23 protein-coding genes and 1 tRNA gene are annotated in these 20721 nt (G+C 44.5%); 2 read left to right on the top strand and 22 right to left on the bottom strand.

Features of this window, described 5'->3' with window-relative positions:
- Positions 1 to 138 precede the first annotated feature (138 nt).
- The 4 genes from fusA to COT81_01290 all read right to left on the bottom strand — a co-directional run bounded on the left by fusA (position 139) and on the right by COT81_01290 (position 3968).
- Positions 139 to 2238: an elongation factor G gene (gene fusA, locus COT81_01305; protein ID PIS05441.1), complete on the bottom strand. Its 2100-nt coding sequence runs from the start codon at positions 2236 to 2238 to the stop codon at positions 139 to 141.
- 10 nt (positions 2239 to 2248) lie between these two features.
- Positions 2249 to 2722 (bottom strand): 30S ribosomal protein S7, encoded by a 474-nt coding sequence (locus COT81_01300; protein ID PIS05399.1) that lies wholly within the window; start codon positions 2720 to 2722, stop codon positions 2249 to 2251.
- Positions 2722 to 3147 (bottom strand): 30S ribosomal protein S12, encoded by a 426-nt coding sequence (locus tag COT81_01295; protein ID PIS05398.1) that lies wholly within the window; start codon positions 3145 to 3147, stop codon positions 2722 to 2724. The genes COT81_01300 and COT81_01295 overlap by 1 nt, the downstream gene beginning before the upstream one ends.
- Positions 3148 to 3305: 158 nt before the next feature.
- Positions 3306 to 3968, bottom strand: a complete 663-nt coding sequence (locus COT81_01290; GenBank protein ID PIS05397.1) for a site-2 protease family protein — start codon at positions 3966 to 3968, stop codon at positions 3306 to 3308.
- 77 nt (positions 3969 to 4045) lie between these two features.
- On the opposite strand from COT81_01290, the gene COT81_01285 reads away from it, so the two are divergent.
- Positions 4046 to 4225, top strand: a complete 180-nt coding sequence (locus COT81_01285; GenBank protein ID PIS05396.1) for a 50S ribosomal protein L28 — start codon at positions 4046 to 4048, stop codon at positions 4223 to 4225.
- A 31-nt stretch (positions 4226 to 4256) separates the two neighbouring features.
- Entirely contained in the window at positions 4257 to 5459 is a 1203-nt protein-coding gene (locus COT81_01280; GenBank protein PIS05395.1) for a hypothetical protein, read from the top strand.
- 112 nt (positions 5460 to 5571) lie between these two features.
- Here COT81_01280 and COT81_01275 read toward each other — a convergent pair whose 3' ends face one another.
- From COT81_01275 to glmS, 18 genes are all read right to left on the bottom strand, one after another.
- Entirely contained in the window at positions 5572 to 6006 is a 435-nt protein-coding gene (locus COT81_01275; protein PIS05394.1) for a hypothetical protein, read from the bottom strand.
- 475 nt (positions 6007 to 6481) lie between these two features.
- A complete protein-coding gene (locus COT81_01270) occupies positions 6482 to 7057 on the bottom strand; it encodes a hypothetical protein (protein PIS05393.1) in 576 nt (191 codons plus the stop codon).
- 312 nt (positions 7058 to 7369) lie between these two features.
- Positions 7370 to 7443: transfer RNA gene (locus tag COT81_01265), tRNA-Pro, on the bottom strand.
- Between the two features lie 261 nt (positions 7444 to 7704).
- Positions 7705 to 7989, bottom strand: coding sequence for a hypothetical protein (locus COT81_01260; protein ID PIS05392.1), 285 nt, complete (start codon positions 7987 to 7989; stop codon positions 7705 to 7707).
- 28 nt (positions 7990 to 8017) lie between these two features.
- Positions 8018 to 8377, bottom strand: a complete 360-nt coding sequence (locus COT81_01255; GenBank protein ID PIS05391.1) for a hypothetical protein — start codon at positions 8375 to 8377, stop codon at positions 8018 to 8020.
- Positions 8378 to 8562: 185 nt separating this feature from the next.
- On the bottom strand, positions 8563 to 8886 hold the full coding sequence (locus tag COT81_01250; GenBank protein ID PIS05390.1) for a hypothetical protein: 324 nt from the start codon (positions 8884 to 8886) through the stop codon (positions 8563 to 8565).
- Between the two features lie 532 nt (positions 8887 to 9418).
- Entirely contained in the window at positions 9419 to 9835 is a 417-nt protein-coding gene (locus tag COT81_01245; GenBank protein PIS05389.1) for a hypothetical protein, read from the bottom strand.
- Between the two features lie 393 nt (positions 9836 to 10228).
- On the bottom strand, positions 10229 to 10570 hold the full coding sequence (locus COT81_01240; GenBank protein PIS05388.1) for a hypothetical protein: 342 nt from the start codon (positions 10568 to 10570) through the stop codon (positions 10229 to 10231).
- 67 nt (positions 10571 to 10637) lie between these two features.
- A complete protein-coding gene (locus COT81_01235) occupies positions 10638 to 11087 on the bottom strand; it encodes a nucleoside-diphosphate kinase (GenBank protein ID PIS05387.1) in 450 nt (149 codons plus the stop codon).
- Between the two features lie 7 nt (positions 11088 to 11094).
- Positions 11095 to 11475, bottom strand: a complete 381-nt coding sequence (locus tag COT81_01230; GenBank protein ID PIS05386.1) for a response regulator — start codon at positions 11473 to 11475, stop codon at positions 11095 to 11097.
- Positions 11476 to 11627: 152 nt separating this feature from the next.
- Entirely contained in the window at positions 11628 to 12464 is an 837-nt protein-coding gene (locus tag COT81_01225) for a hypothetical protein (protein ID PIS05385.1), read from the bottom strand.
- Positions 12465 to 12541: 77 nt separating this feature from the next.
- Entirely contained in the window at positions 12542 to 12826 is a 285-nt protein-coding gene (locus tag COT81_01220; protein PIS05384.1) for a hypothetical protein, read from the bottom strand.
- Positions 12823 to 14040 (bottom strand): hypothetical protein, encoded by a 1218-nt coding sequence (locus tag COT81_01215; protein ID PIS05383.1) that lies wholly within the window; start codon positions 14038 to 14040, stop codon positions 12823 to 12825. Before COT81_01215 ends, COT81_01220 begins: the two co-directional genes overlap by 4 nt.
- Before the next feature lie 423 nt (positions 14041 to 14463).
- Positions 14464 to 15723 carry an adenosylhomocysteinase gene (locus COT81_01210; GenBank protein PIS05382.1) on the bottom strand — a complete coding sequence of 420 codons (1260 nt, stop codon included), beginning with the start codon at positions 15721 to 15723 and terminating at the stop codon, positions 14464 to 14466.
- Positions 15724 to 15864: 141 nt separating this feature from the next.
- Positions 15865 to 16800 carry a carbohydrate kinase family protein gene (locus COT81_01205; protein PIS05381.1) on the bottom strand — a complete coding sequence of 312 codons (936 nt, stop codon included), beginning with the start codon at positions 16798 to 16800 and terminating at the stop codon, positions 15865 to 15867.
- Positions 16801 to 17718: a UDP-glucose 4-epimerase gene (locus COT81_01200; protein ID PIS05380.1), complete on the bottom strand. Its 918-nt coding sequence runs from the start codon at positions 17716 to 17718 to the stop codon at positions 16801 to 16803.
- A gap of 116 nt (positions 17719 to 17834) precedes the next feature.
- A complete protein-coding gene (locus COT81_01195) occupies positions 17835 to 18767 on the bottom strand; it encodes an NAD-dependent dehydratase (GenBank protein PIS05379.1) in 933 nt (310 codons plus the stop codon).
- Between the two features lie 127 nt (positions 18768 to 18894).
- Positions 18895 to 20721 carry a glutamine--fructose-6-phosphate transaminase (isomerizing) gene (glmS, locus tag COT81_01190; protein ID PIS05378.1) on the bottom strand — a complete coding sequence of 609 codons (1827 nt, stop codon included), beginning with the start codon at positions 20719 to 20721 and terminating at the stop codon, positions 18895 to 18897.

Genomic DNA, 20721 nt, shown 5'->3' with positions numbered 1-20721 from the left:
CCGAGTCTATCTCGGCTTCGGTCAAGATGACTACTTTTTCTGTCCCACCCCCGCCCGAATGACTGAAGTCATTCAGTCTGGCGGGCTCTCCTCTCAGGGGACGTCTGACGTCCCCCGCCAGGAGAGGGTTAATTTTTGTTACTTGGTTTCGCCAGAAACTATTTTAGCTTCTACGTTTTTAGGCACTTCTGCGTAGTGGCTAAATTCCATGCTATACGACGCGCGACCTTGTGTCATGGACCGAAGTTCAGTCGCATAACCAAACATTTCAGCTAAGGGTACTTGCGCATCTACTACTTTAGCATTACCGCGTTCCCGCATTTCTTGCACCTGGCCTCGTTTAGAATTTAAATTACCAATCACATCGCCCATAAATTCTTCCGGCGTAATCACTTCGACTTTCATAATTGGCTCTAATATAACACCATTAGCTTTTTTGAACGCCGCTTGAAATGCCATTGATGCCGCAATTTTAAATGCTGCTTCTGATGAATCAACTTCGTGGAATGATCCGTCATAAACTGTTGCTTTCAAATCTATTATTGGGTAACCGGCAATCACGCCCTTGTCCATTGCCTCTTTAACACCTTTTTCAATAGCTGGAATATATTCGTTGGGAATAATACCGCCCTTAATTTCATTGCCAAATTCAAAACCTGACGCTGGTTCTTTTGGCTCAAGCCTAAGCCAACAATGGCCGTACTGTCCCCGACCGCCGGATTGCCGAATGTATTTACCTTCAGCTTCACCGGTTTGCTTGATCGTTTCTTTGTAGGCCACTTGCGGCTGGCCGACATTGGCTTCCACTTTAAATTCGCGCTTCATCCGGTCAACAATAATATCTAAATGCAACTCTCCCATTCCAGAAATAACGGTTTGCATAGTTTCTTCATCGGTTCGGATTCTAAAAGTCGGATCTTCTTCCGCAAGTTTACCCAAAGCAATCCCCATCTTCTCTTGGTCTTGCTTGGTTTTCGGTTCAATCGCGACGCTAATTACCGGCTCTGGGAACGTAATGGTCTCTAAGACTACCGGGCTATCTTCAGCGCAAAGCGTGTGGCCGGTAAAAGTTTCTTTTAAGCCAACCGCGGCTGCAATTTCTCCGGCGTAAACTTCTTGTACTTCTTCGCGAGAATTGGCGTGCATGCGTAAAATTCGTCCAATGCGTTCTTTTTTGCCAGTACTGGAATTTAAAACATACGAACCGGACGAGACTTTACCCGAATAAACCCGGAAAAAAGCTAGCTTACCAACATATGGATCAACTGCGATTTTAAATGCTAATGCCGCAAACGGCTCATCATCAGAAGCTTTACGTGAAATCTTCTTTTCTTCATCGTCCGGATCAAATCCAACGATCTCCGGCACATCTAGGGGGCTAGGTAAATAATCAGCCACCGCGTCCAATAAAAATTGCACGCCTTTATTTTTCAAAGCTGAGCCGCACAACACCGGAATCAAATGATTACCAATTACCGCTTTTCTTAACCCGGCTTTTAATTCATCTAAACTGATGTCTTCTCCCCCCAAGTAACGGTCCATTAATTTTTCATCGTTCTCGGCAATGGCTTCCACTAATTTATTACGGTACTCACTCGCCTTCTCCTTTAGGTCATCAGGGATATCAGTGTCTTCCCATTCTTTGCCTTCAGCGTCTTTATAGATGCGAGCCTTTTGTTCTAATAAATCAACAATGCCTTGGAAATTATCTTCCGCGCCAACCGGAAGCTGTATCGGGTAGGCATTTTTAGTTAATCGGTCGTAAATCGATTGAAGGTCGGCGTAAAAATCTGCTCCGGTACGATCTAGCTTATTAATAAAGCAAATCCGCGGCACTTTATACTTATCGGCTTGGTGCCATACCGTTTCTGATTGTGGTTCCACCCCAGCCACGCCGTCGAATACCACAACGCCGCCGTCAAGCACGCGCAGGGATCTTTCCACTTCGGCCGTAAAGTCAACGTGCCCGGGAGTGTCAATAATATTAATTCGCACCTTCTTATCTTCTTGGCCTCGTGGCGCCCAAAAACAGGTCGTGGCCGCAGAAGTTATGGTAATACCGCGTTCACGTTCTTGTTCCATCCAATCCATCTCCGCCTCGCCTTCGTGCACTTCCCCGATTTTATGTTTAATTCCGGTATAAAACAAAATCCGCTCGGTCACTGTAGTTTTCCCAGCGTCAATATGAGCGATAATTCCGATGTTGCGAGTTTTTTCCAATGAGTATTCGCGAGCCATTGATTTAAAATTAACGACGGGCAAAGTGAGCGAAAGCTCGGTTAGCTTCAGCCATCTTGTATGTGTCTTCCCGTTTCTTTACTGCCGCGCCGTGGCCTTCAGCCGCATCCATAATTTCCGCGGCGATGCGCTTATCCATACTAATACCTTTACGCGCCTTAGCTGCCTTAATTAACCAACGCAAGCCAAGCGTGGTACGCCGCGGTTCACTTACCGGGACTGGCACTTGATAATTTGCTCCGCCTACCCGTCGGCCGCGCACTTCAACTTCCGGGGCAATATTTTGCAATGCTTTTTGAAAAATTTCTAACGGGTCTTGTTTAGTTTTTTCTGAAATCGTATTGAGCGCGTTATAGACAATTTTTTGAGCAACTGATTTTTTACCGTCATCCATAATCAAATTAATAAACTTGGCGAGAGTCAAGTTGTTAAACTTTAAATCTGGATCAACGGTTCGTTTAGGCGTTGGTCGGCGCATAATGATTAAGACTTTTTCTTCTCTTTCTTAGCGCCATACAAACTCCGGCTTTGCTTGCGCCCGTCCACGCCTGTAGTGTCATACACGCCCCGTACTACGTGGTAGCGAACGCCCGGCAAATCACGCACTCGTCCGCCGCGAATCATTACAATTGAGTGTTCTTGTAAATTGTGTCCTTCGCCCGGGATATAAGCTGTCACTTCCATGCCGTTAGATAAACGCACCCTTGCGATTTTTCGCAAGGCTGAGTTTGGCTTTTTCGGTGTTGTCGTTTGCACCTTCAAGCACACACCGCGTTTAAACGGCGCGCCTTTAGACATATCCTTTTTGGTTCTTTTCAAAGTATTAGAAACCCGGCGCAAAGCTGGCGTTTTAGGTTTACGCTTGGCCGTTTTACGCGGTTTTTTAAGCAATTGATTAACTGTAGGCATTTTTAGAAAATTAAAAAGCTGATTCGTCAGCCATGGAATTTGCCCATATTCTAACGGTCAGCTCAAAAAAAGTCAACCCCGCTAGAAATAAATGTGTTAATAAAATATTCTCTGACAATTTATTGAATTTCCAACCAGGCCAAGCCGGTGTGGATAATTTACAAAAATAGACTGGATAAGCCAAAAAGATTAAAGAAAAAGGCCTCGGCCAAACGCAAAATCAAAGAAATTACAGGCAACAACAAATATACTAAAATCAAAACCACAACAAAGCTAAACTGCCCAAAACGCGCAAATAATTTAGCTTGCAAGCGCCCCAATTGGTGGGGAAAGAAAGTTGACAAAGCATTGAAGCCGTCAAAACCAGGAAAGGGCATTAAATTAAATACGCCAAGTAAAATATTAACGCGAAACACCATTAAAAAAAATTGCCAGCCTAAATTATATGTCGCGTTGGGAACAATGTCTAAAGTAGAGCTAATCACAATACCGGCAATCACGACTAATAAAAAATTAGTCGCGATGCCAGCTAAGGCCACAAAAAACATTGAACGGTGGCGGTCGCGCAGACGCAACACATTTACGGGCACAGGTTTAGCATAGCCAATCAAACCGCCAAACGAAAATAACAAAAAAAGCGGCAAAATAATTGAGCCAAACAAATCTATGTGCCTCAACGGATTAAGCGAAAACCGTCCCAGTACTTTTGCGGTGTCGTCGCCATAAAAATACGCGACTAGCCCGTGGGCGATTTCGTGAAAAATAACCGAATATAAAAAAGCGACAAAAAATAGAGTAATTAATACCGGGTCATTAAACATATGCTCATTATACGCAACCCTTGCTTTTATTTCAAACCTTTGCTATAGTAGGGCGTACTATAAAATAATTAAAGAGTATGGGAAACGCATGTGACCGTTGTGGCCGCGGACCGCTGAAAGGCAATCTTAAAAGCCACTCCAACATCAAAACCATCCATCGTCAAAAGCTTAACTTGCAAGTCAAGCGCGTTGACGGAAAAAAAATGACGATTTGCGCTAACTGCATACGCACACTAACCAAAGTCAAGCAAAGATAAATCCCGCCGCGGGATTTTATCATTGGAAAAAATGGCCACCGCTTTTTTTCAATCTCTCATCTTCATCGCTTTTGCCCTGCTCGGTTCAGTCGTGGGCAATCGAATAGCTATTAAATTTAAGCAACCGCGCGTTTTAGGAATGTTACTCGCCGGTATTGTGATTGGTATTTTGTTTAATTGGACTCAATGGCTACAAGCGGTACGCCATGATGAGCATGGCTTTATTCCGCAATTAGCTGAATTTGCCGCCATGGTGTTGCTATTTCGCGCCGGACTTGAGGGCAATGTTAAGTCCATGCTTCGTGACGCTAAGACCAGTATATGGGTGGCCTTGATCGGAGTTATCATGCCGCTTGTTGGCGCTTACTTATTAATGCAACTTTTAGGCTATGATTTTGCCACCGCTTTTTTCACCGGAGGTATTTTAGTTGCCACTAGCGTCGGGGTGACGACCGCGGTTTTATCTGAATTTAAGCTACTGCAAGCTACTTACGCTAAAATCATAATCAGCGCCGCGGTACTTGATGATGTTTTAGGACTAATTGTCCTTATGGTCGCTCAATCTTTTGCTGGCGATATTAAATTAGACATATTTACAATCATAGCTCAAATCGGCACTGCCCTAGCTTTTATTGTGCTACTCCCTTTGCTAGGCTACTTTTTTGTCGCCCCTTTAATGAAACAGCTGAGAGCTTTGGACCCACAAGCTAACAGTAAAATTATTTTTGGCTTCATGGCCGCTTATGGCGCCGGCGCGGCATTTGCCGGCTTAGCGCCAATTGTCGGTGCTTACTTTGCCGGAGTCGCTTTAGAAGAAGCCTTTTTTAGAAGTGGAAAAGACGACCATGAAAAACCAGTGGAACAGCGAGTTTTAATTTTAGAAGGCACATTAGCGCCCATCTTTTTTGTCTATGCCACCTCAATTGTGAATCCAGTTATCTTTTTGAACTTTAAGGTTATTGCTTTGGGCCTTTCGTTAACTGTCATTGCTGTATTGGGTAAAATTGTGGCAGGCGCCGTAGTAAAAAGCTGGATAGTTGGCGTGGGCATGATACCGCGCGGCGAGGTTGGAATTATTTTTGCCACTTTAGGCTTTCAATTAAAAATTATTACCCAAAATATTTTTAGCGCCGCGATGTTGATGGTAATCTTAACGACTTTAATTACCCCGCCTTTATTAAAATATTGCATTAACTGCCACAACCGTAATAGGAATCAGGCGGAAATTATTTAATTAGCTTTAGCAAAAAAGAGAGGAACCACATCGGTGAGATGTGGTTCCAATACGTTCTGACGTTGCCTCGCGGGTGGTGTACCGCTTAGGCGACGTACTGACTGACGGAGGGTTAGTGGAAAAGCCTCGCGAATACCGGTGAGCTACCCTCAGCTCTCGCGATGAGACGAGCGCTAGCCTCGCGTAAGGCAACGGAGTAGCATTCGGTGAGCAGGAGGTACACACACTCACCGATCTCCGTGGCCTTAATTGGGTCAATTACCCCTTCCACTTCAAGGGACACGCTGACGGAAAACGATCCGTCCGCAAGGTGAGAAACGGTACGGCACCTCTCGGTGACTTTATGCCCGGGCAGCGCAGCCTCGGCCACTTCTTCCAGGAAGCTGTTGATATCTTCCTCCATCACCGTGCGGCCAACCTCCGTCATGTCGCCAAAGCCCCCCCAGGGAAGGTTGATATTGCATCGTGCACCGTTCGTGTAGACGGTAATCACGTGCGAACCCCTCCCACAGGATATTGGCCTTATGAGTCCGTTAGTACCTGGCATGGCTTATAGGTCTCCTTTGGCTCCCGCCAAGTCAATGTTCGTTATGGCATATCTCTGCCCGATCCCAAATGGGCCGGTTTGACCACTACAGGGGTCGGTTCTGGTTCAGACTGCCATTTATCTGTACCAGAATTAACCCTTTTAGATAATCAAAAAATCCCGCGGGTGCGGGATCTGCTAATTTTAAATTATCTTAAATAACTAAATCAGTCCCGCCCGGCGTGGGAAAAAAAGAAAAAATAGCCCCAAAAAATTCGCTGATTTGATATGTTATTCATAGTAATAAAAAGATTATCAAATGCTTAAAATCTTGTCAATTGGCGCAAAAGGAATGCGCCGTCCCGGGCTCTGACCCGGGAACCAGTTAAAATAATTAGAAAAGGGCCGGATCGTGGGTGTGCGATCTCGGCCCTTTTGAAAACTCGCGGCGATTAATACCTGGTGAGGTACTTTCGCCTTAAACTTGAGACCTCCCTTATGCCGCGCCTTCAGTCCGCAGAATGGGTCGTCCACCGAACAGGCGGGCAATAGCCCCCTGCAAGGCAGCGAGTTTCGTCCCTGCCTTCGCCCCCTCCTTACGATGCCGGCCATTCAGGTAGCCAGCCACGCGAATTTGGTGGCGATTAGACCGCCGCGGCCGACTTAAGGCAATCCGTAAGGGTGCCAGGCAGTTGCCGACGAACTTCTCCGCAGTCTCTTGGGAAGTGACCAAGTGCTCGACCTCGAGCTCGTCGAGGTACTCCCTTGGAAAGCCGAGCTGCGTAAGCAACTCGGCAGCGGCGAGGTACCAATGCCCCCCTTTACTGGAAATGGTAATATCACCAATGGTCAGTGACATCTCCCATCCCCCTGGCGGAGTGCCGATTGGGCCGGGCCGTAAGTGCTTGTAGTACTCCATCTGGAAATCAGCAAGTTCCATGGCCCTTTCCTCCCGAGCGCTTGCTCGTTTTTTCATTTTTTGAGATTGTACAAGGGCATGAGCCTGATTCCCGCGGAGACGGTCCGCATGAACCTTTATGAAAAAACCACCCGACAGGGGTGGTAGGCTCATATATGTTTATCAAAGACTTGGTTAAACACGTATCAACTTGCCACCCGGCGGTGCCAACAATAACAAACCAAGCAATAACAATGCTTTTGAAAGTACATTAGATTTTAGTAAAAGTCTTAGCATAATATTTTTAGGGAATCGTGGCGGCAGGGTTGGTAAACACCTGCCGCCACGTGGATTGCCGCCCGGGTTGCGGGCAACTTTCCGAAGATATTGACGCGATGTGCGCCGGCCGGCGGATCACCGCATAAGTCTTCCCACCCCGTGTGGGCACTTATTTGGCGAAACCGCCGAATAGTTCGGGCAAAGCCCGGTCCGTGACAGGTATTGCACCTGCGACCCCCTCGCCCCATGCGAGGTGCTCTACGTTGCTGAGCTACACGAACATATAAATTTAATGTGCTTATAATCAAAAAATCCCAGTTGGTATGGGAATTTGTCTGAAACTTTTATTTATCTATGGATACAAACAAACTCCCTACCGGCTTGGGACTGGCAATAAAGGCAATAATGGTAGGTTGTTTGCGTGTAAAATCATGTTAAAAACATATTAGCATAGCCTTATTTTTTGTCAAATGTCGTGTGGAAAAGTACACCAGCCCGCCGACACCGAAGTGCCAGCGGGCCATTTGTTCGAACTATGGCAGTCACCGACTACGCGGCCGGAGCCGACGCACTTGCCGGCGATCCTCACCGGTCAACTCCGACACGACACTCTGGAACGCCGCGCTCTCAAGCGCGACGGGCACGAGCGCGTCAAGAATTGTGGTATCCACCGGTCCGACATAAGGCCGCTGGACCATGCTTGCCAGAGCTGGACTTACCATACAGATGGGGCGATCCCCTTTTTTGGCTACCTCCAGTACTACTAGGAAGTTTCCGCTTTCCGCATTTGCTCCCGGAGAGCACAACGCGGTTCCTTGTGTGTACATGTCTTGTTCTCCTCAACTGGGTCAGGTCTTAGTGCGAGGTGACTGTATTCAAGGCTGCTACAATAGCGTTGGCGAAATCCGCCGAGCTATGAGAGTGCAAACTCCCAAGCTTTACTCTTGCTTTGCCATTCCGCAACCAGCCGCCAGTTGCGCGCTGCTCGTTATCCAGATCCAGCTCCCACTTGATGCTGAAAGAGAGCTTATCGCCCAGTGCCTTAGCGAACGCCCGTTCGATAGCAAGGTGCTGAAGATCGTCTGCGCCTTTGCCGCGATGTTCTCGGCGATCGACACAGTCACGGACGCCAACGCAAACCTGCCAACTGCCACCACGTTTCTCAGGCGACAGATAGAACAATTCAAACCGTTTCCGTTTGGTCCCGGTAGGCATTATGTAAATCCTCCCCCGCGCTACGCGGGACTTACTAGCGAAACTACATCGCTAGGAAGCACTCGGCTTCTGGATAATGACAAATAATTATCAGCATTCAGAAGCAGGGTGTGTGAGGGCCGGACGCTTTCCATTCGCGTCCAGCCCTCTTGGGCGGTCCTCTTGTCATGTCCTCCTCCTGGGCTTTACTGCCCGTTGAGTTCTCGCTTCGGAATACTCCGACGCCGGCGGAACCGCTTGCGCAGGTGGTCAGGCCACTGCTCGCGGTTACCCCAGTGGTACAGCACGTCGAGCTCATCACGGTAGAGCTCCGCCATCTGCTGGGGAAGTATCTCTTCAGGAGTGGCTGGCCTCATGAACCTCATGATTGTCGGCCTGTGTGGATGCAAGCCAACATCAGGTGTCCCGTAATGGCCGGGGAAGAGCCGCTTCCAAGCGCCCGTCCTTTCACTCAGAGACACCAACACCACGAGGTCATCACCTTCGCTGCCTTGATATCCCCTGACCATGAACCATTCACCGTACTCTCCGTGGATAGATTCATGGCCTCCGCCTTCAGGGTTTCTTGGAACCAGAATGGTTCCAGTGGGGTAATAATACCAGTTGTTTGCGCTCAAAATTAAACCTCCTCTCGGGGTGTTTAGGGTTGAGTCGAACAGGATAACTTATGAAGACCAAATGCCTTGCTCGCTAATACCACTGGTATAAGCAAGTAAGACAATCAAAAAAGCCTTCCGGGGGAAGGCTGCTTGCGATTGTCTAACTTGTTTTTATCTATGCGCTAAACCTTCCACCCTTAAGGCTGGTCAATAATGATAATGTTAATAATTTGGGAAAGTTTGGCAATATTCATGTTGTTTTGCAGTATATAGGAAGTAAAAAATAATGTCAAACGACACATCAAGAAATGTGTCGTCCCGGACTCCGATCCGGGATCCAACTACTAGATGGGTTCGAGGGGTTCGAGATATCTCCTTTCTTGATTTCTCGAACCCCTGTGGCGGATCCCTCGATGGCATTTTCCCAATATGAGCTGCCGACCTATACTGCATAGTCGACGTACACTCTATTGTAGTCCGTGAAAACACGAGCCATTTCAGACGCCATCGCCTGGACAAGCACCGGCTCAGCGGATTCAAGCATGGGCCAAATTCTATCAGCCAACGCTTCGCCTTTGTCCGCTAGACGGCGGCTGCTTGAGTAGCCACCGTCAACCGACACGTGTTGCCACAGATTTCCCGCGTCATCCAGCTTTAGTGCTGTCGAGCACGGTAATCCCATGGCTTCAGACACAGCATCGCCGACCGCACACTGAATGCATTCGGAAATTGCGCTGCCGCTCCGTAGGCGACTTAAGTCAAACTTCTCAGCCATAGTGATGCTGGCATGGAATGCACCATCGCCATTGGCCGAGACATGACACTCAGCCGGAACAAAAATTAATCTCCTCGTCGGCATTTCTTTCTCCCCCGCAAGGCGGGAAATTGAGTCCGATGTTTAGTCAATGTGCTGTCTTGTCCGCATGGAATCCGCGTAAGGCGTATCCAGGCAAGCAAGACAATCAAAAAAGCCTTCTGGGTAGAAGGCTGCTTGCGATTGTCTAACTTGTATTATCTATGCAACAATTAACCTTCCACCCACAAGGTGCGTAGTCTTGGTCTTAATAGTGGTAATAATGACTGAAAGGTTTAACTCCATCATATTTATTTCGGGTTAACTTAATAACTATTGCCTGTCAACCCCGTTAGAAGTTGAAAACTTCTAACGGGGTCAAGGCATCAAAATGTGAACACAAGCGCATACAACTGTCTTGTGTTCGGCCTGGCAACGAGAATCTTACCTCCTGTCTCGTCAATCGCCGGGCTTGAGAATCAATCTTCGGCAACTGCTTTGTGGCCACTTGGATGAGGGCCCATGCAAGGCCTCTTGCTGAATAAGCCACTGCCGGTAAGCATCCGACGTGGCTATTACAGCCTTAGGCAGAGCCTGGTCCGCGGCCACTTGGTTTTCATCGTCATGAGAACCGGTGCACTCGCCCACTACAATTCCCCTTCTGCTGTAATGCGCTTGTTGGCAACCAGAAATTCGGCTACCAAAAAACTCCCCATTTCTGGAGAGCTCTTTGGTATTTACAAGTTGCCTTGTACTCACAATAAGAGTTCTCCAAACAAGTTTGGGTTTAAAAAACGGCATGTAAGGAACTGCCGTCAGTCTAGCTCTTGCTTAAAACTTGTCAAGGGTATTTAATTCACAGATAAATTTACTCTTCGTAAATCATTACATCCGTGATTTTATCGTATTCAAATAGTTCGTCTGATTTAAAAAATCGCTTAATTTCGGCTTTACCGGTTTTAGCTGAATCAGAAGCGTGAACTAAATTTAAATTGCTCATGCCAAAATCGCCGCGAATAGTTCCGGCATCAGCTTCTTTGGCGTTAGTTGATCCGACAATTAAACGAATCGCATCAACAATGTCAGGCCCTTGCAAAGCCATTACAATCACTGGATAAGATTTCATAAAATTTTTCAAATCGGCAAAAAACGGCTTATCTTTATGATGGGCATAATGCTCGTCCAAAACAGTATCATCCAAAGACAACATTTTAAGCCCAATAATTTTTAGACCCTTTTGTTCAAAACGGCGAATAATCTCTCCAACTAAATTACGCTGGAGAGCATCTGGTTTGAAAATAATTAATGATTGTTCCATATTGACCCTATATTTTAATGATTTCTTTAATTTTGTCAACCACTTGGCTCGGCGTGAAATTCGCCTTAACTAAATATCCTGAGGCGCCCATCTCTTCGCCTTTTTTCTTGTCAGACTCTTGGCCTAGATTAGTTAGCAAAATAACTTTGGCATTTTTAGTGTTAGCGTTCTTTTTAACCTCTTCTAAGATCATGAAACCATCAACTTTTGGCAGCATCACATCAAGCAAAATTACATCCCAGCCACCTTGAAGCGCAGTGTCTATGCCGGTAGTGCCGTCTTTAACCACCGTTAAATCAAAACCTTCGGCGTCAAAGCGCATCTTGTACATATCAATTAAAGTATCATCATCCTCCACCAACAATACTTTAAGCGGTTTATCAGCCATACGCACTTAGTATACTAAATTAAGCTAATTTATTCAATCCTAGTGTCATTGCGAGCGAACATAGTGAGTGTGGCAATCTCGTATAATAAAAAGAGATTACGACGTCGCTCCCCCTCGACAAGCTTGGGATCACTCCTCGCAATGACAGATGTTTATTCAGCAAAATATTTTTGCTCATCAATATTGATTACAATATCGCCTACTTCTATCGTGCTTAAAATTTTTGTGCCCAAGCGCTCCGCTCTTTTAATCACACGCCTTGCTGGATGGCCGTATCGGTTATCTTCGCCGGCAGAAACTATAGCAACTTCTGGCTTGGTAGCTAAAATAAATTCTTCAATTGAAGAAGTATTGCTGCCATGGTGCCCTAGCTTTAAAATATCGATATCTAAATTGTCATATGTATCAACAAGTAGCTGTTCTACTTCTTTTTCAGCGTCACCAGTTAATAACACTTTGATTTCCCCTGACTGAATTTCAAGAACAATTGAAGTATTATTAGTATTATCAAAACTTTGGCCAGAAATATTTTCTAGCGGATATAAAACTTCCAGTTCATGTATTCCCAAATCCTGACCGGCAAATGTAATTTCAGCTGTCACTTTTCGGTCATTAACTATTTTTTGCAACGTGGCATAAATTGATGAATCGTCTTCAATGCCAGTATATAAAAACTTTTTCACTTGGTAACGATTTAACACTTCAATTAAACCGACTATATGATCAGCGTCCGGATGAGTGGCAATAACTAAATCAATCGTCCGGTCATAGAACGGCAAATACTCTCCAAGTTTATAAATTACAGTGCTATCCGGACCGCCGTCAATTAAAATATCTTGTCCGTCGTTCGTTTGGATTAAAATGCTGTCCCCTTGCCCGATGTCAAAGAAGATAATTCTCCAGTCGTGCTGCTGATTTGAAAAATAAACAAATAAAAAACCTACGAATGCTAACCCAATAATTGCTATGTATATTTTTTTATGTTTCATATTATTTAGATAGAGATTCCAAATCAAGTTTGGAATGACAACCTTTTTGTCGTCCTGAAATTGATTCAGGACCTCTATCAAATTAATTCATATAAATCTAACCATTTAGGATTGACTGTATCAACCAGCTCATACTTCCACTTTCTTTTCCATGCTTTCAGTTGTTTCTCTCTCGTAATTGCATCACGAACATTAATGAATTCTTCATAGTAAATTAGCTTGGTAACGTTATACTTCTGCGTAAACCCTTTAACTGATTTTTGCTTGTGTCGCCAAACACGCTTATTCAAATCATTTGTTACACCAATATACAAAACAGTATCAATTTTATTAGTCATAATATAAACATAATATTTTTTCATAAACTCAAAGTTATAAATGGCAAGCTCGCAAAAATTTCAATTACTTTAATTAAATACGTCAGCAAAAAATACGATGGCCAAATGAATATTTGATGAATCCAAGTTAAAACCAGGCTAACAAAACTAAAGATCATCAAAAATGGCAATACGGGGAGCACCAGCAAATTAACTACTGGCCCAATTAACGACACCCGACCAAAATTCCAAAATAGTATTGGCCAGGAAAACGCTTGCGCCGATAAATTCAAAATTGTTAATGTTTTAACTCCAAATTTGTCAGGTAAATTTACCCAGCGCCGTTCTAGCCACGGCGACACTTTGATTATTCCAAGCACGGCTAAAAACGATAACTGAAACCCAACGTCATCTAAGATAATTTTGGGATTAAGCCAAATCATGGCACTTGCCACCAAAAGCAGCGCATGCGCCGACCTATTCAATCGGCCGACATATTGAGCCAATAAAATTAGCCACCCCATAATTGATGCGCGCACCGCCGACGCCGGAAATCCAATAACAATATTGTAAATAATAAGTAAGCCCGTAATTAGCCAAAACGCACGCTTCCTGCCTATTTGTTCATAAAATGCGCTAGCGAGTAGTGAAATAATAATGGCAATATGCATCCCCGAAATCGCAATCAAATGCGCTGTGCCGGTAATTGCAAATTTATCAAACAGGTAATCAGGAATGCCCTTGCGCGAACCTAAAATTAAAGCGCTTAAAATACTGGCTTGTGGCTCTGGCAAATTACGGTTAATTAGTAGTTGGAGCTTTTGTTTTATTAATAAAATAAATGCTAGCGTTTTATTGCCTTGGTTATTTTCAATTAAATTAACTACCGGATAAAAACATAGCGAGTAAATATTATGCCGCGCCGAATAACGATCATAAGAAAAACCTTCAAATGGTTCTGGCTGTTGTAGCTTGCATTTTATTTCCAGCCTATCGCCATAGTCATAGCGCGGGTATAGTTGTGTTGTCACTAATACATTGCCGGAAATTTCTTTCACGCTGCTCCCCTGCTTTAACTGACTTGTTTTAACTGAGTATTTAACATTATTAATCCTAATGTCTGGCTCTTTACTCACAATGCCTTGCAATGTAACTTCTTGGCCATTGTAAAACCAAATGTCTTGCGGCATAGTCTTTGGCACCAACACCTGATACCGCCAAACGCCGAAAAGTAAGGCAAACAACAAAATCAATGTCATTACGAGGAGCGAATAAAATGAGCGACGTGGTAATCTTTTTTCTATTGAAGAGATTGCGACGCTCCTTTTAGTCGCTCGCAATGACACATTTTTGTCATCCTGAGCGATAGCGAGGGATCTCACACTTTGACGCGGCTGAGATCTCTCCACTTCGCTACGCTTCGGTCGAGATGACGTACTGCTGTCATCCTGAACTTGCCGTGTCCGAATGGCCGAAGCATTCGGTCGGGCGGGTTTCAGGATCCCTTTAAAGAAATTCCGTAACAAGTCCGGAATGACAAGCAACGCCAAAACAACCGCCCATATAGTCCAATCAATTCGCCAATTAAAAAACGGCGCTAATGTCGCGCCGATGATGAATGAGCCCAAGCTCAATTGTAACAGTTTAACTTTGTTCAGGTTTTTTCTCCTCTTCGCCGTTGCTTACGTCCCTAATTCCCAACTGGATAAATATTGTTTTTGTTTTTCGGTTAAAGTGTCAATTTTAACGCCCATGGATTGCAGTTTCAATTTGGCAATCCACTGTTCAATGCTTTCGGGCACATTATACACTTTGTTTTCTAATTTGCCCTTGTGCTTCACTACCCACTCAGTCATTAATGCTTGCGTGGCAAAAGACATATCCATCACGGAGGCCGGATGGCCTTCGGCCGCCGCTAGGTTAATCAACCGGCCTTCAGCGAGTACATAAATTCGCTTGCCTTTGGGTAAGACATATTCGTCAACGTAGTTTCTGACATTTTTGTTTATTTTACTAGCTAGCTTGGCTAAATCCGGAATGTCAATTTCCACGTCAAAGTGCCCTGAGTTACACACCACCGCGCCGTCCTTCATCGCCTTAAAATGCTCTTGGCGCAAAACCGAAATATCGCCGGTCAAAGTACAAAATAAATCCCCAACTCGCGCGGCTTTACTCATGGGCATCACTTCAAAGCCATCCATGGTTGCTTCCAAAGCTTTCAAATGGTCAACTTCCGTCACAATCACCTGTGCTCCCATGCCCCGCGCGCGCATCGCAAATCCCCTGCCGCACCAACCGTAACCGACAGTTACAACTTTTTTACCGGCGAGCAGCATATCCGTTGCGCGAATAATTCCGTCAATCGTTGATTGTCCGGTGCCGTAACGGTTATCAAATAAGTATTTGGTTTTGGCGTCATTCACTGCCATCACCGGTACTTGCAGCTTACCAGTTTTCTCTAACGCCTTTAAACGAATAATGCCAGTTGTTGTCTCTTCCATTGAGCCGTAAATTCTATTCGCGTCTTTTTTTCGTTTCGTATGCAGTAAATGAATTAAATCCGCGCCGTCATCCATAGTCACATTTGGCTTAGCGTCAATGCCGGCGTTTAAATGTTTGTAATAGGTTGTGCGATTTTCACCGGTAATAGCAAAAACTGAAATGCCAAAATCTTTAACCAGTGAAGCCGCCGTATCATCTTGGGTGGAAAGCGGATTGGAAGCAACTAAAGTCACATTAGCCCTGCCGGCTTTGAGCGTACGCACTAAATTCGCGGTTTCAGTTGTCACATGTAAACACGCCGCCATTTTGACGCCGCGTAACGGCTTTTGTTTTTGAAAACGCTTTTTAATTGCGCCCAATACCGGCATATCGCGCTCAGCCCAAACAATGCGTTTTTTACCTCCCGGCGCTAATTTCAAACTTTTTACATCGTATTTCATAACTAAAAAAGTGTAGCAATTTTATTGTAAATAATCAATTGTCATTCTGAGCGTCAGCGAAGAATCTCATTCCTGAGATCCTCACGTCGCTCACTTTGTTCGCTCCTCAAGATGACAATCGGGAAAGCGCTCAGAATAACACTACAAAGTAGTGCCAAAATTTTTCTTATACCGCGCTTTGAGCTGACTCCACGTGAATGTGTGCGTTTGCGTGCCGTATTTTTCTACAGCATATACGGCAACCGTACTTGCCAAACGCCCAACTTTAGGCCAAGAATAATTTTCCATCATGCCTTTAATCAACCCAGCCCGGTACGCGTCTCCGGCCCCGGTTGGATCAGATGTATTTTTCGGCTTGGCGGCTGGAATTTTATATCTTTGGTTATTTTTGTTATCTTCAATAATTGAACCTTTAGCGCCTAGCGTGGTGACTACGATTGGCACTTTCTTTTTTAATTGAGACTTAGATAAGCCGGTGCGTTTTAAAATTAAAGCCAATTCATAATCATTTGAAATAAAAACATCACAACCATTTAAGCCATCTAATAACTGCTGTTTTGTTAAAACAATAATAATTTGCCCCGGATCAAAAATATACGGCGTGTTATTTTTTTTATAATATCTTGCTAAGGCGTAGGCCGCCTGCGGAGAATCCGCCGCCACGCATGCTAATTTTGCTTTTGGCAGCTTAACATTTTTATAATATCCAACCTGCTTCATTGCTCCTGGATAAAAGCCGGAAATTTGATTATCGTTTTGATCAGTCATCATGTAAGCCGCGGCCGTGGGTTCGGTTTTTATAATTTTAATAAACCGAGTTCCAATTTTATTTTGCCGTAACCACTTTTGATATTTTGAAAAATCATTGCCGGCTAGCCCAACCACTTCAACTTTTTCGCCAAGCAAAGCTAGATTGTAAGCGATATTGCCGGCTGTACCACCAAAACTTTCATTAAATTTTTCTAAATAAAAACTAACGCTAATTTGATGAATTTTGTTAGGCAAAATATGATCACTAAAACGACCAGGAAAATTCATAATCCGGTCATAAGCAATTGATCCTGAGCAATAGATCATCTATTTAGCTTTAAACCAATCTACGGTTAGCTGAATACCGTCTTTAATTTTAGTCAGCGGTTGCCAGCCTAATTCCTTTTTAGCTAGTTTACTATCCAAGCAGCTTCGCAACACATCGCCGAAACGCGCTTCCTTGTGCGGAATCACAACACTTGTGCCGGCTGCTTGCTGAATTAATTGCGCTAGATCATTGATACTAATTTCTTTCGCCGTGCCAATATTTACTGAACCGATAAAATCGCTTTCCATCGCAAGCATGTTAGCTTCCACCACATCGCCAACATAAGTAAAATCACGTGTTTGGGCGCCATCGCCAAAAATTACGCATTCTTTATCGCTTAAAATTCGACTAGCTAAAGCCGCCACAACGCCCGCCTCACCAAGAGTGCTTTGCCGCGGCCCGTAAATATTTGCGTAGCGTAAAGACACATAGGGCATATGATACATATCAAAGTAAGCGGCTAAATACAATTCAATCGTTTTTTTAGCAATGCCGTATGGTGAAAGCGGATTTTCGGCCGATTCGCGAGTTGGCAACTTTTTTGCCTCACCATACATCGCTCCGCCGGAAGATGAGAAAATAAACTTTTTCGCGCCCGCCTTCTGCGATTCATGAATCACGTTAATCGCACCTAAAATATTAGTGTTGGCATCCATGACTGGATCATCAATTGATTTACGCAAATCAATCTGGGCAGCGCTGTGAAAAACATAATCAAATTTTTCTTGGATCATTAAATCACCGAGCTTTTGGTCAACAATATCTAGCTCCACAAACTTCGCTTTGGAGTTTACATTTTCTTTAGCACCGGTTACTAAATTATCAACCACAACGACCTCATGTCCACGTTCAATCAAAGCGTCGGCAATGTGTGATCCAATAAACCCGGCTCCTCCGGTGACTAAAGATTTTGGCATATATTATTTGTCATTGCGAGCGACCATAGGGAGCGTCGCAATCCCTGAGATTACGACGTCCCCCTGCCGGAATTTATCCCGTACCACGATACGGGGCAGGGGTCCTCGTAATGACATTATTTCAACTTACTTTTAAAATACTCGATGGTTTTAGGTAACCCTTCGGCTAACTTAACCTTAGGTTCCCATTTCAACACTGTTTTGGCTTTGGTGATATCTGGTTGGCGCTGTTTAGGATCATCTTGTGGCAGAGGCTTATTTTCTACGGTTGATTGCGTTTCAGTAAGCGCAATCACCTCGTCCGCTAATTCCCGCATTGTAAACTCTTCCGGGTTTCCTAAATTGATCGGACCCGTATCATTTGAATTCATCAAGGCGATTAGACCCTTGACCATGTCATCAACATAACAAAATGACCGCGTTTGTTGACCATCGCCGTAAATAGTAATTGGCACGCCTTTAATTGCTTGGGTAATAAAATTAGATACCACGCGCCCGTCATCAATTGCCATATTGGGTCCATAAGTATTAAAAATGCGAGCAACCCTAATTTCTACACCATGCGCACGGTGGTAATCAAAAAATAAAGTTTCGGCGCAACGCTTACCTTCATCGTAACAAGCCCTCGGGCCAATCGGGTTTACATCACCGCGATACGTTTCTGGCTGCGGATGAACCGTTGGATCGCCGTACACTTCAGACGTTGACGCTTGCAAAATTCGCGCTTTGTGCTTTTTAGCTAAGCCGAGCATGTTAATCACGCCTATGGTATTGGCTTTAATAGTGCGAATTGGGTTCTTTTGATAATGGACCGGTGAAGCCGGACAAGCCAGATTATAAATTTGATCAATTTGTCCGTCATCAAAATACGGATCAATAATGTCGTGTTCATCCACTGAAAAGTTGGTGTTACTTTTTAACGCTTCTATATTATCCTGCGAACCGGTAAAAAAATTATCCAGGCATACAACAGCATGCCCTTGCTCTAATAACTCTTTACACAAATGCGAGCCAATAAACCCCGCGCCACCTGTAACTAAAATTCTCATTTTTCTTGATAGTAAATTATTCTAATGATTCCCCTCTTTGAGAATGAGGCCTGCCCGTCCTCTGGCGGGGGCAAGGGGAGGTTTTTAATAACCCCGCCACGCCTCCCCTTCTATAAGGGGAATCTTTTTATTCCACCGTTACACTTTTAGCTAAATTCCTTGGCTTGTCAACGTCATTCCCTCGCAGTGTCGCTAAATAATATGCAAAAAGCTGAACCGGAATCGCGGCAATAATCGGCGTTAGCATCTCTAAAGACTTCGGAATATAAATTACGTCATTAGCCAACTTGGCAATTTCCTTGTCGCCCTCGGTCGCAATTACAATAATTCGTCCGCCGCGCGCTTTAATTTGTTCTAAAGAGCTTATATTTTTTTCATACACACTGTCTTTTGGCATGATCATTAATACCGGCATATCTTTGTCAATAAGGGCAATCGGGCCGTGCTTTAATTCTCCGGCAACTTCACCAAAAGTATGGATATAAGCGATCTCTTTAATTTTCAAAGCCGCTTCAAGCGCGGTAGAAAAATTATACTTTCGGCCCAGCGTAATCATTTTTTCTGTCTTATGATATTTTTTGGCAATTTTTTCAATCTTTTTTGCTTCACTGCCTAAGAATTGTTTTACCAGCTCCGGCATTTTGTACAATTCCTCGACGATGCGCTTGCCCATAATGTGAGACATTTCCCGTTGCCGACCTAGCAAAACAGTCAGCATTGCCAAAACCGTCAGTTGGCTTGTATATGCTTTAGTTGAAGCCACACCAATTTCTGGACCCGCGTGATTATAAACTCCAGCATCTGACAACCTAGCTATCGCTGAGCCCACACAATTAACAATACCGATAGTCAAAATACCCTTGCGCTTAAATTCTTCCAGCGGCGCGATAACGTCAGCCGTCTCGCCAGATTGGCTGATAAAAATTCCGGCGGTGTTTTTAGGGTCAGCCACAACCTTGCGGTATCTTAATTCCGACCCTTTTTCAACATCAGCTTGGATCCCGGCATATTCTTCCAACATTAAACGCCCTGCCACTGCCGAGTAACTAGCGGTTCCCATGCCCACAAAAATAATTCGTTCAATATATTGCAACTGTTGATTGACTTGCTCCAAGCCGCCCAACTTGACTAACCCATCTTCCAAATTCAACCGGCCACGCATAGTGTTGGTTAGTGATTCTGGTTGTTCATAAATTTCTTTAAGCATAAATGTGTCATAACCGCCCTTTTCTGCTTGTTCCAAGTCCCACTCCAATTCGTCTACTTCCTTATCAATGTCTTCGTTTTCTAAATTGAAAATACGATGTCCTTGAGGTGTTACTACTGCCAATTCCCCGTCATCTAAATAAATCACTTTATTAGTGTATTCTAAAACCGGCGTGGCGTCGGATGCGATAATGTAATCATCTTGACCAATGCCAATCACAAGCGGGCTACCTTTTTTGGCCACCACTAATTTATCTGGCTCGTCCTTATTGATTACTACCAAACCATACGCACCTTCCACTTGACGCAAAGCGTGGCGCACGGCTTCTTCTAGGCTTGGAGTATGCTTTAAATGTTTCTCAATTAAGTGGGCTAAAACTTCCGTGTCGGTGCCAGAGTAAAAAGTGTGACCTTCTTTCGACAATAACTCTTTTAAAACTCGGTAATTTTCAATGATGCCGTTGTGAATTAACGCCACTCTTTTCTCCGGTCCGTAATGCGGATGGGCATTGGTTTCATTCACTTCTCCATGCGTTGCCCAACGGGTGTGAGCAATACCAGTTGTACCGGTATATTTTTTACTTTTGGTAACCTTTTCTAAATTTGATATTCGCCCAACTGCCTTAGTCACATCCAGCTCGCCTTCATTAATAATCGCAAGTCCGGCCGAGTCATAACCGCGATACTCCAAACGCTTCAACCCGCCAATAAGGACCGGGTAAATGTCTTTTCTTCCAACGTAGCCAAT

This window comes from Candidatus Buchananbacteria bacterium CG10_big_fil_rev_8_21_14_0_10_42_9 (assembly GCA_002773845.1).
Lineage (GTDB): Bacteria > Patescibacteriota > Patescibacteriia > Buchananbacterales > 21-14-0-10-42-9 > 21-14-0-10-42-9.
This window is presented reverse-complemented; position numbering and strand designations above follow the sequence as displayed.

Excerpts from the sequence above, each read along its gene's own strand:
- fusA (PIS05441.1), bottom strand. The coding sequence starts at position 2,238 with ATGGCTCGCGAATACTCATTGGAAAAAACTCGCAACATCGGAATTATC.
- COT81_01295 (PIS05398.1), bottom strand. The coding sequence starts at position 3,147 with ATGCCTACAGTTAATCAATTGCTTAAAAAACCGCGTAAAACGGCCAAG.
- COT81_01290 (PIS05397.1), bottom strand. The coding sequence starts at position 3,968 with ATGTTTAATGACCCGGTATTAATTACTCTATTTTTTGTCGCTTTTTTA.
- COT81_01285 (PIS05396.1), top strand. The coding sequence starts at position 4,046 with ATGGGAAACGCATGTGACCGTTGTGGCCGCGGACCGCTGAAAGGCAAT.
- COT81_01280 (PIS05395.1), top strand. The coding sequence starts at position 4,257 with ATGGCCACCGCTTTTTTTCAATCTCTCATCTTCATCGCTTTTGCCCTG.
- COT81_01275 (PIS05394.1), bottom strand. The coding sequence starts at position 6,006 with ATGCCAGGTACTAACGGACTCATAAGGCCAATATCCTGTGGGAGGGGT.
- COT81_01270 (PIS05393.1), bottom strand. The coding sequence starts at position 7,057 with ATGAGCCTACCACCCCTGTCGGGTGGTTTTTTCATAAAGGTTCATGCG.
- COT81_01260 (PIS05392.1), bottom strand. The coding sequence starts at position 7,989 with ATGTACACACAAGGAACCGCGTTGTGCTCTCCGGGAGCAAATGCGGAA.
- COT81_01255 (PIS05391.1), bottom strand. The coding sequence starts at position 8,377 with ATGCCTACCGGGACCAAACGGAAACGGTTTGAATTGTTCTATCTGTCG.
- COT81_01250 (PIS05390.1), bottom strand. The coding sequence starts at position 8,886 with ATGGTCAGGGGATATCAAGGCAGCGAAGGTGATGACCTCGTGGTGTTG.
- COT81_01245 (PIS05389.1), bottom strand. The coding sequence starts at position 9,835 with ATGCCGACGAGGAGATTAATTTTTGTTCCGGCTGAGTGTCATGTCTCG.
- COT81_01240 (PIS05388.1), bottom strand. The coding sequence starts at position 10,570 with ATGCCGTTTTTTAAACCCAAACTTGTTTGGAGAACTCTTATTGTGAGT.
- COT81_01235 (PIS05387.1), bottom strand. The coding sequence starts at position 11,087 with ATGGAACAATCATTAATTATTTTCAAACCAGATGCTCTCCAGCGTAAT.
- COT81_01230 (PIS05386.1), bottom strand. The coding sequence starts at position 11,475 with ATGGCTGATAAACCGCTTAAAGTATTGTTGGTGGAGGATGATGATACT.
- COT81_01225 (PIS05385.1), bottom strand. The coding sequence starts at position 12,464 with ATGAAACATAAAAAAATATACATAGCAATTATTGGGTTAGCATTCGTA.
- COT81_01220 (PIS05384.1), bottom strand. The coding sequence starts at position 12,826 with ATGAAAAAATATTATGTTTATATTATGACTAATAAAATTGATACTGTT.
- COT81_01215 (PIS05383.1), bottom strand. The coding sequence starts at position 14,040 with ATGACATTGATTTTGTTGTTTGCCTTACTTTTCGGCGTTTGGCGGTAT.
- COT81_01210 (PIS05382.1), bottom strand. The coding sequence starts at position 15,723 with ATGAAATACGATGTAAAAAGTTTGAAATTAGCGCCGGGAGGTAAAAAA.
- COT81_01205 (PIS05381.1), bottom strand. The coding sequence starts at position 16,800 with ATGATCTATTGCTCAGGATCAATTGCTTATGACCGGATTATGAATTTT.
- COT81_01200 (PIS05380.1), bottom strand. The coding sequence starts at position 17,718 with ATGCCAAAATCTTTAGTCACCGGAGGAGCCGGGTTTATTGGATCACAC.
- COT81_01195 (PIS05379.1), bottom strand. The coding sequence starts at position 18,767 with ATGAGAATTTTAGTTACAGGTGGCGCGGGGTTTATTGGCTCGCATTTG.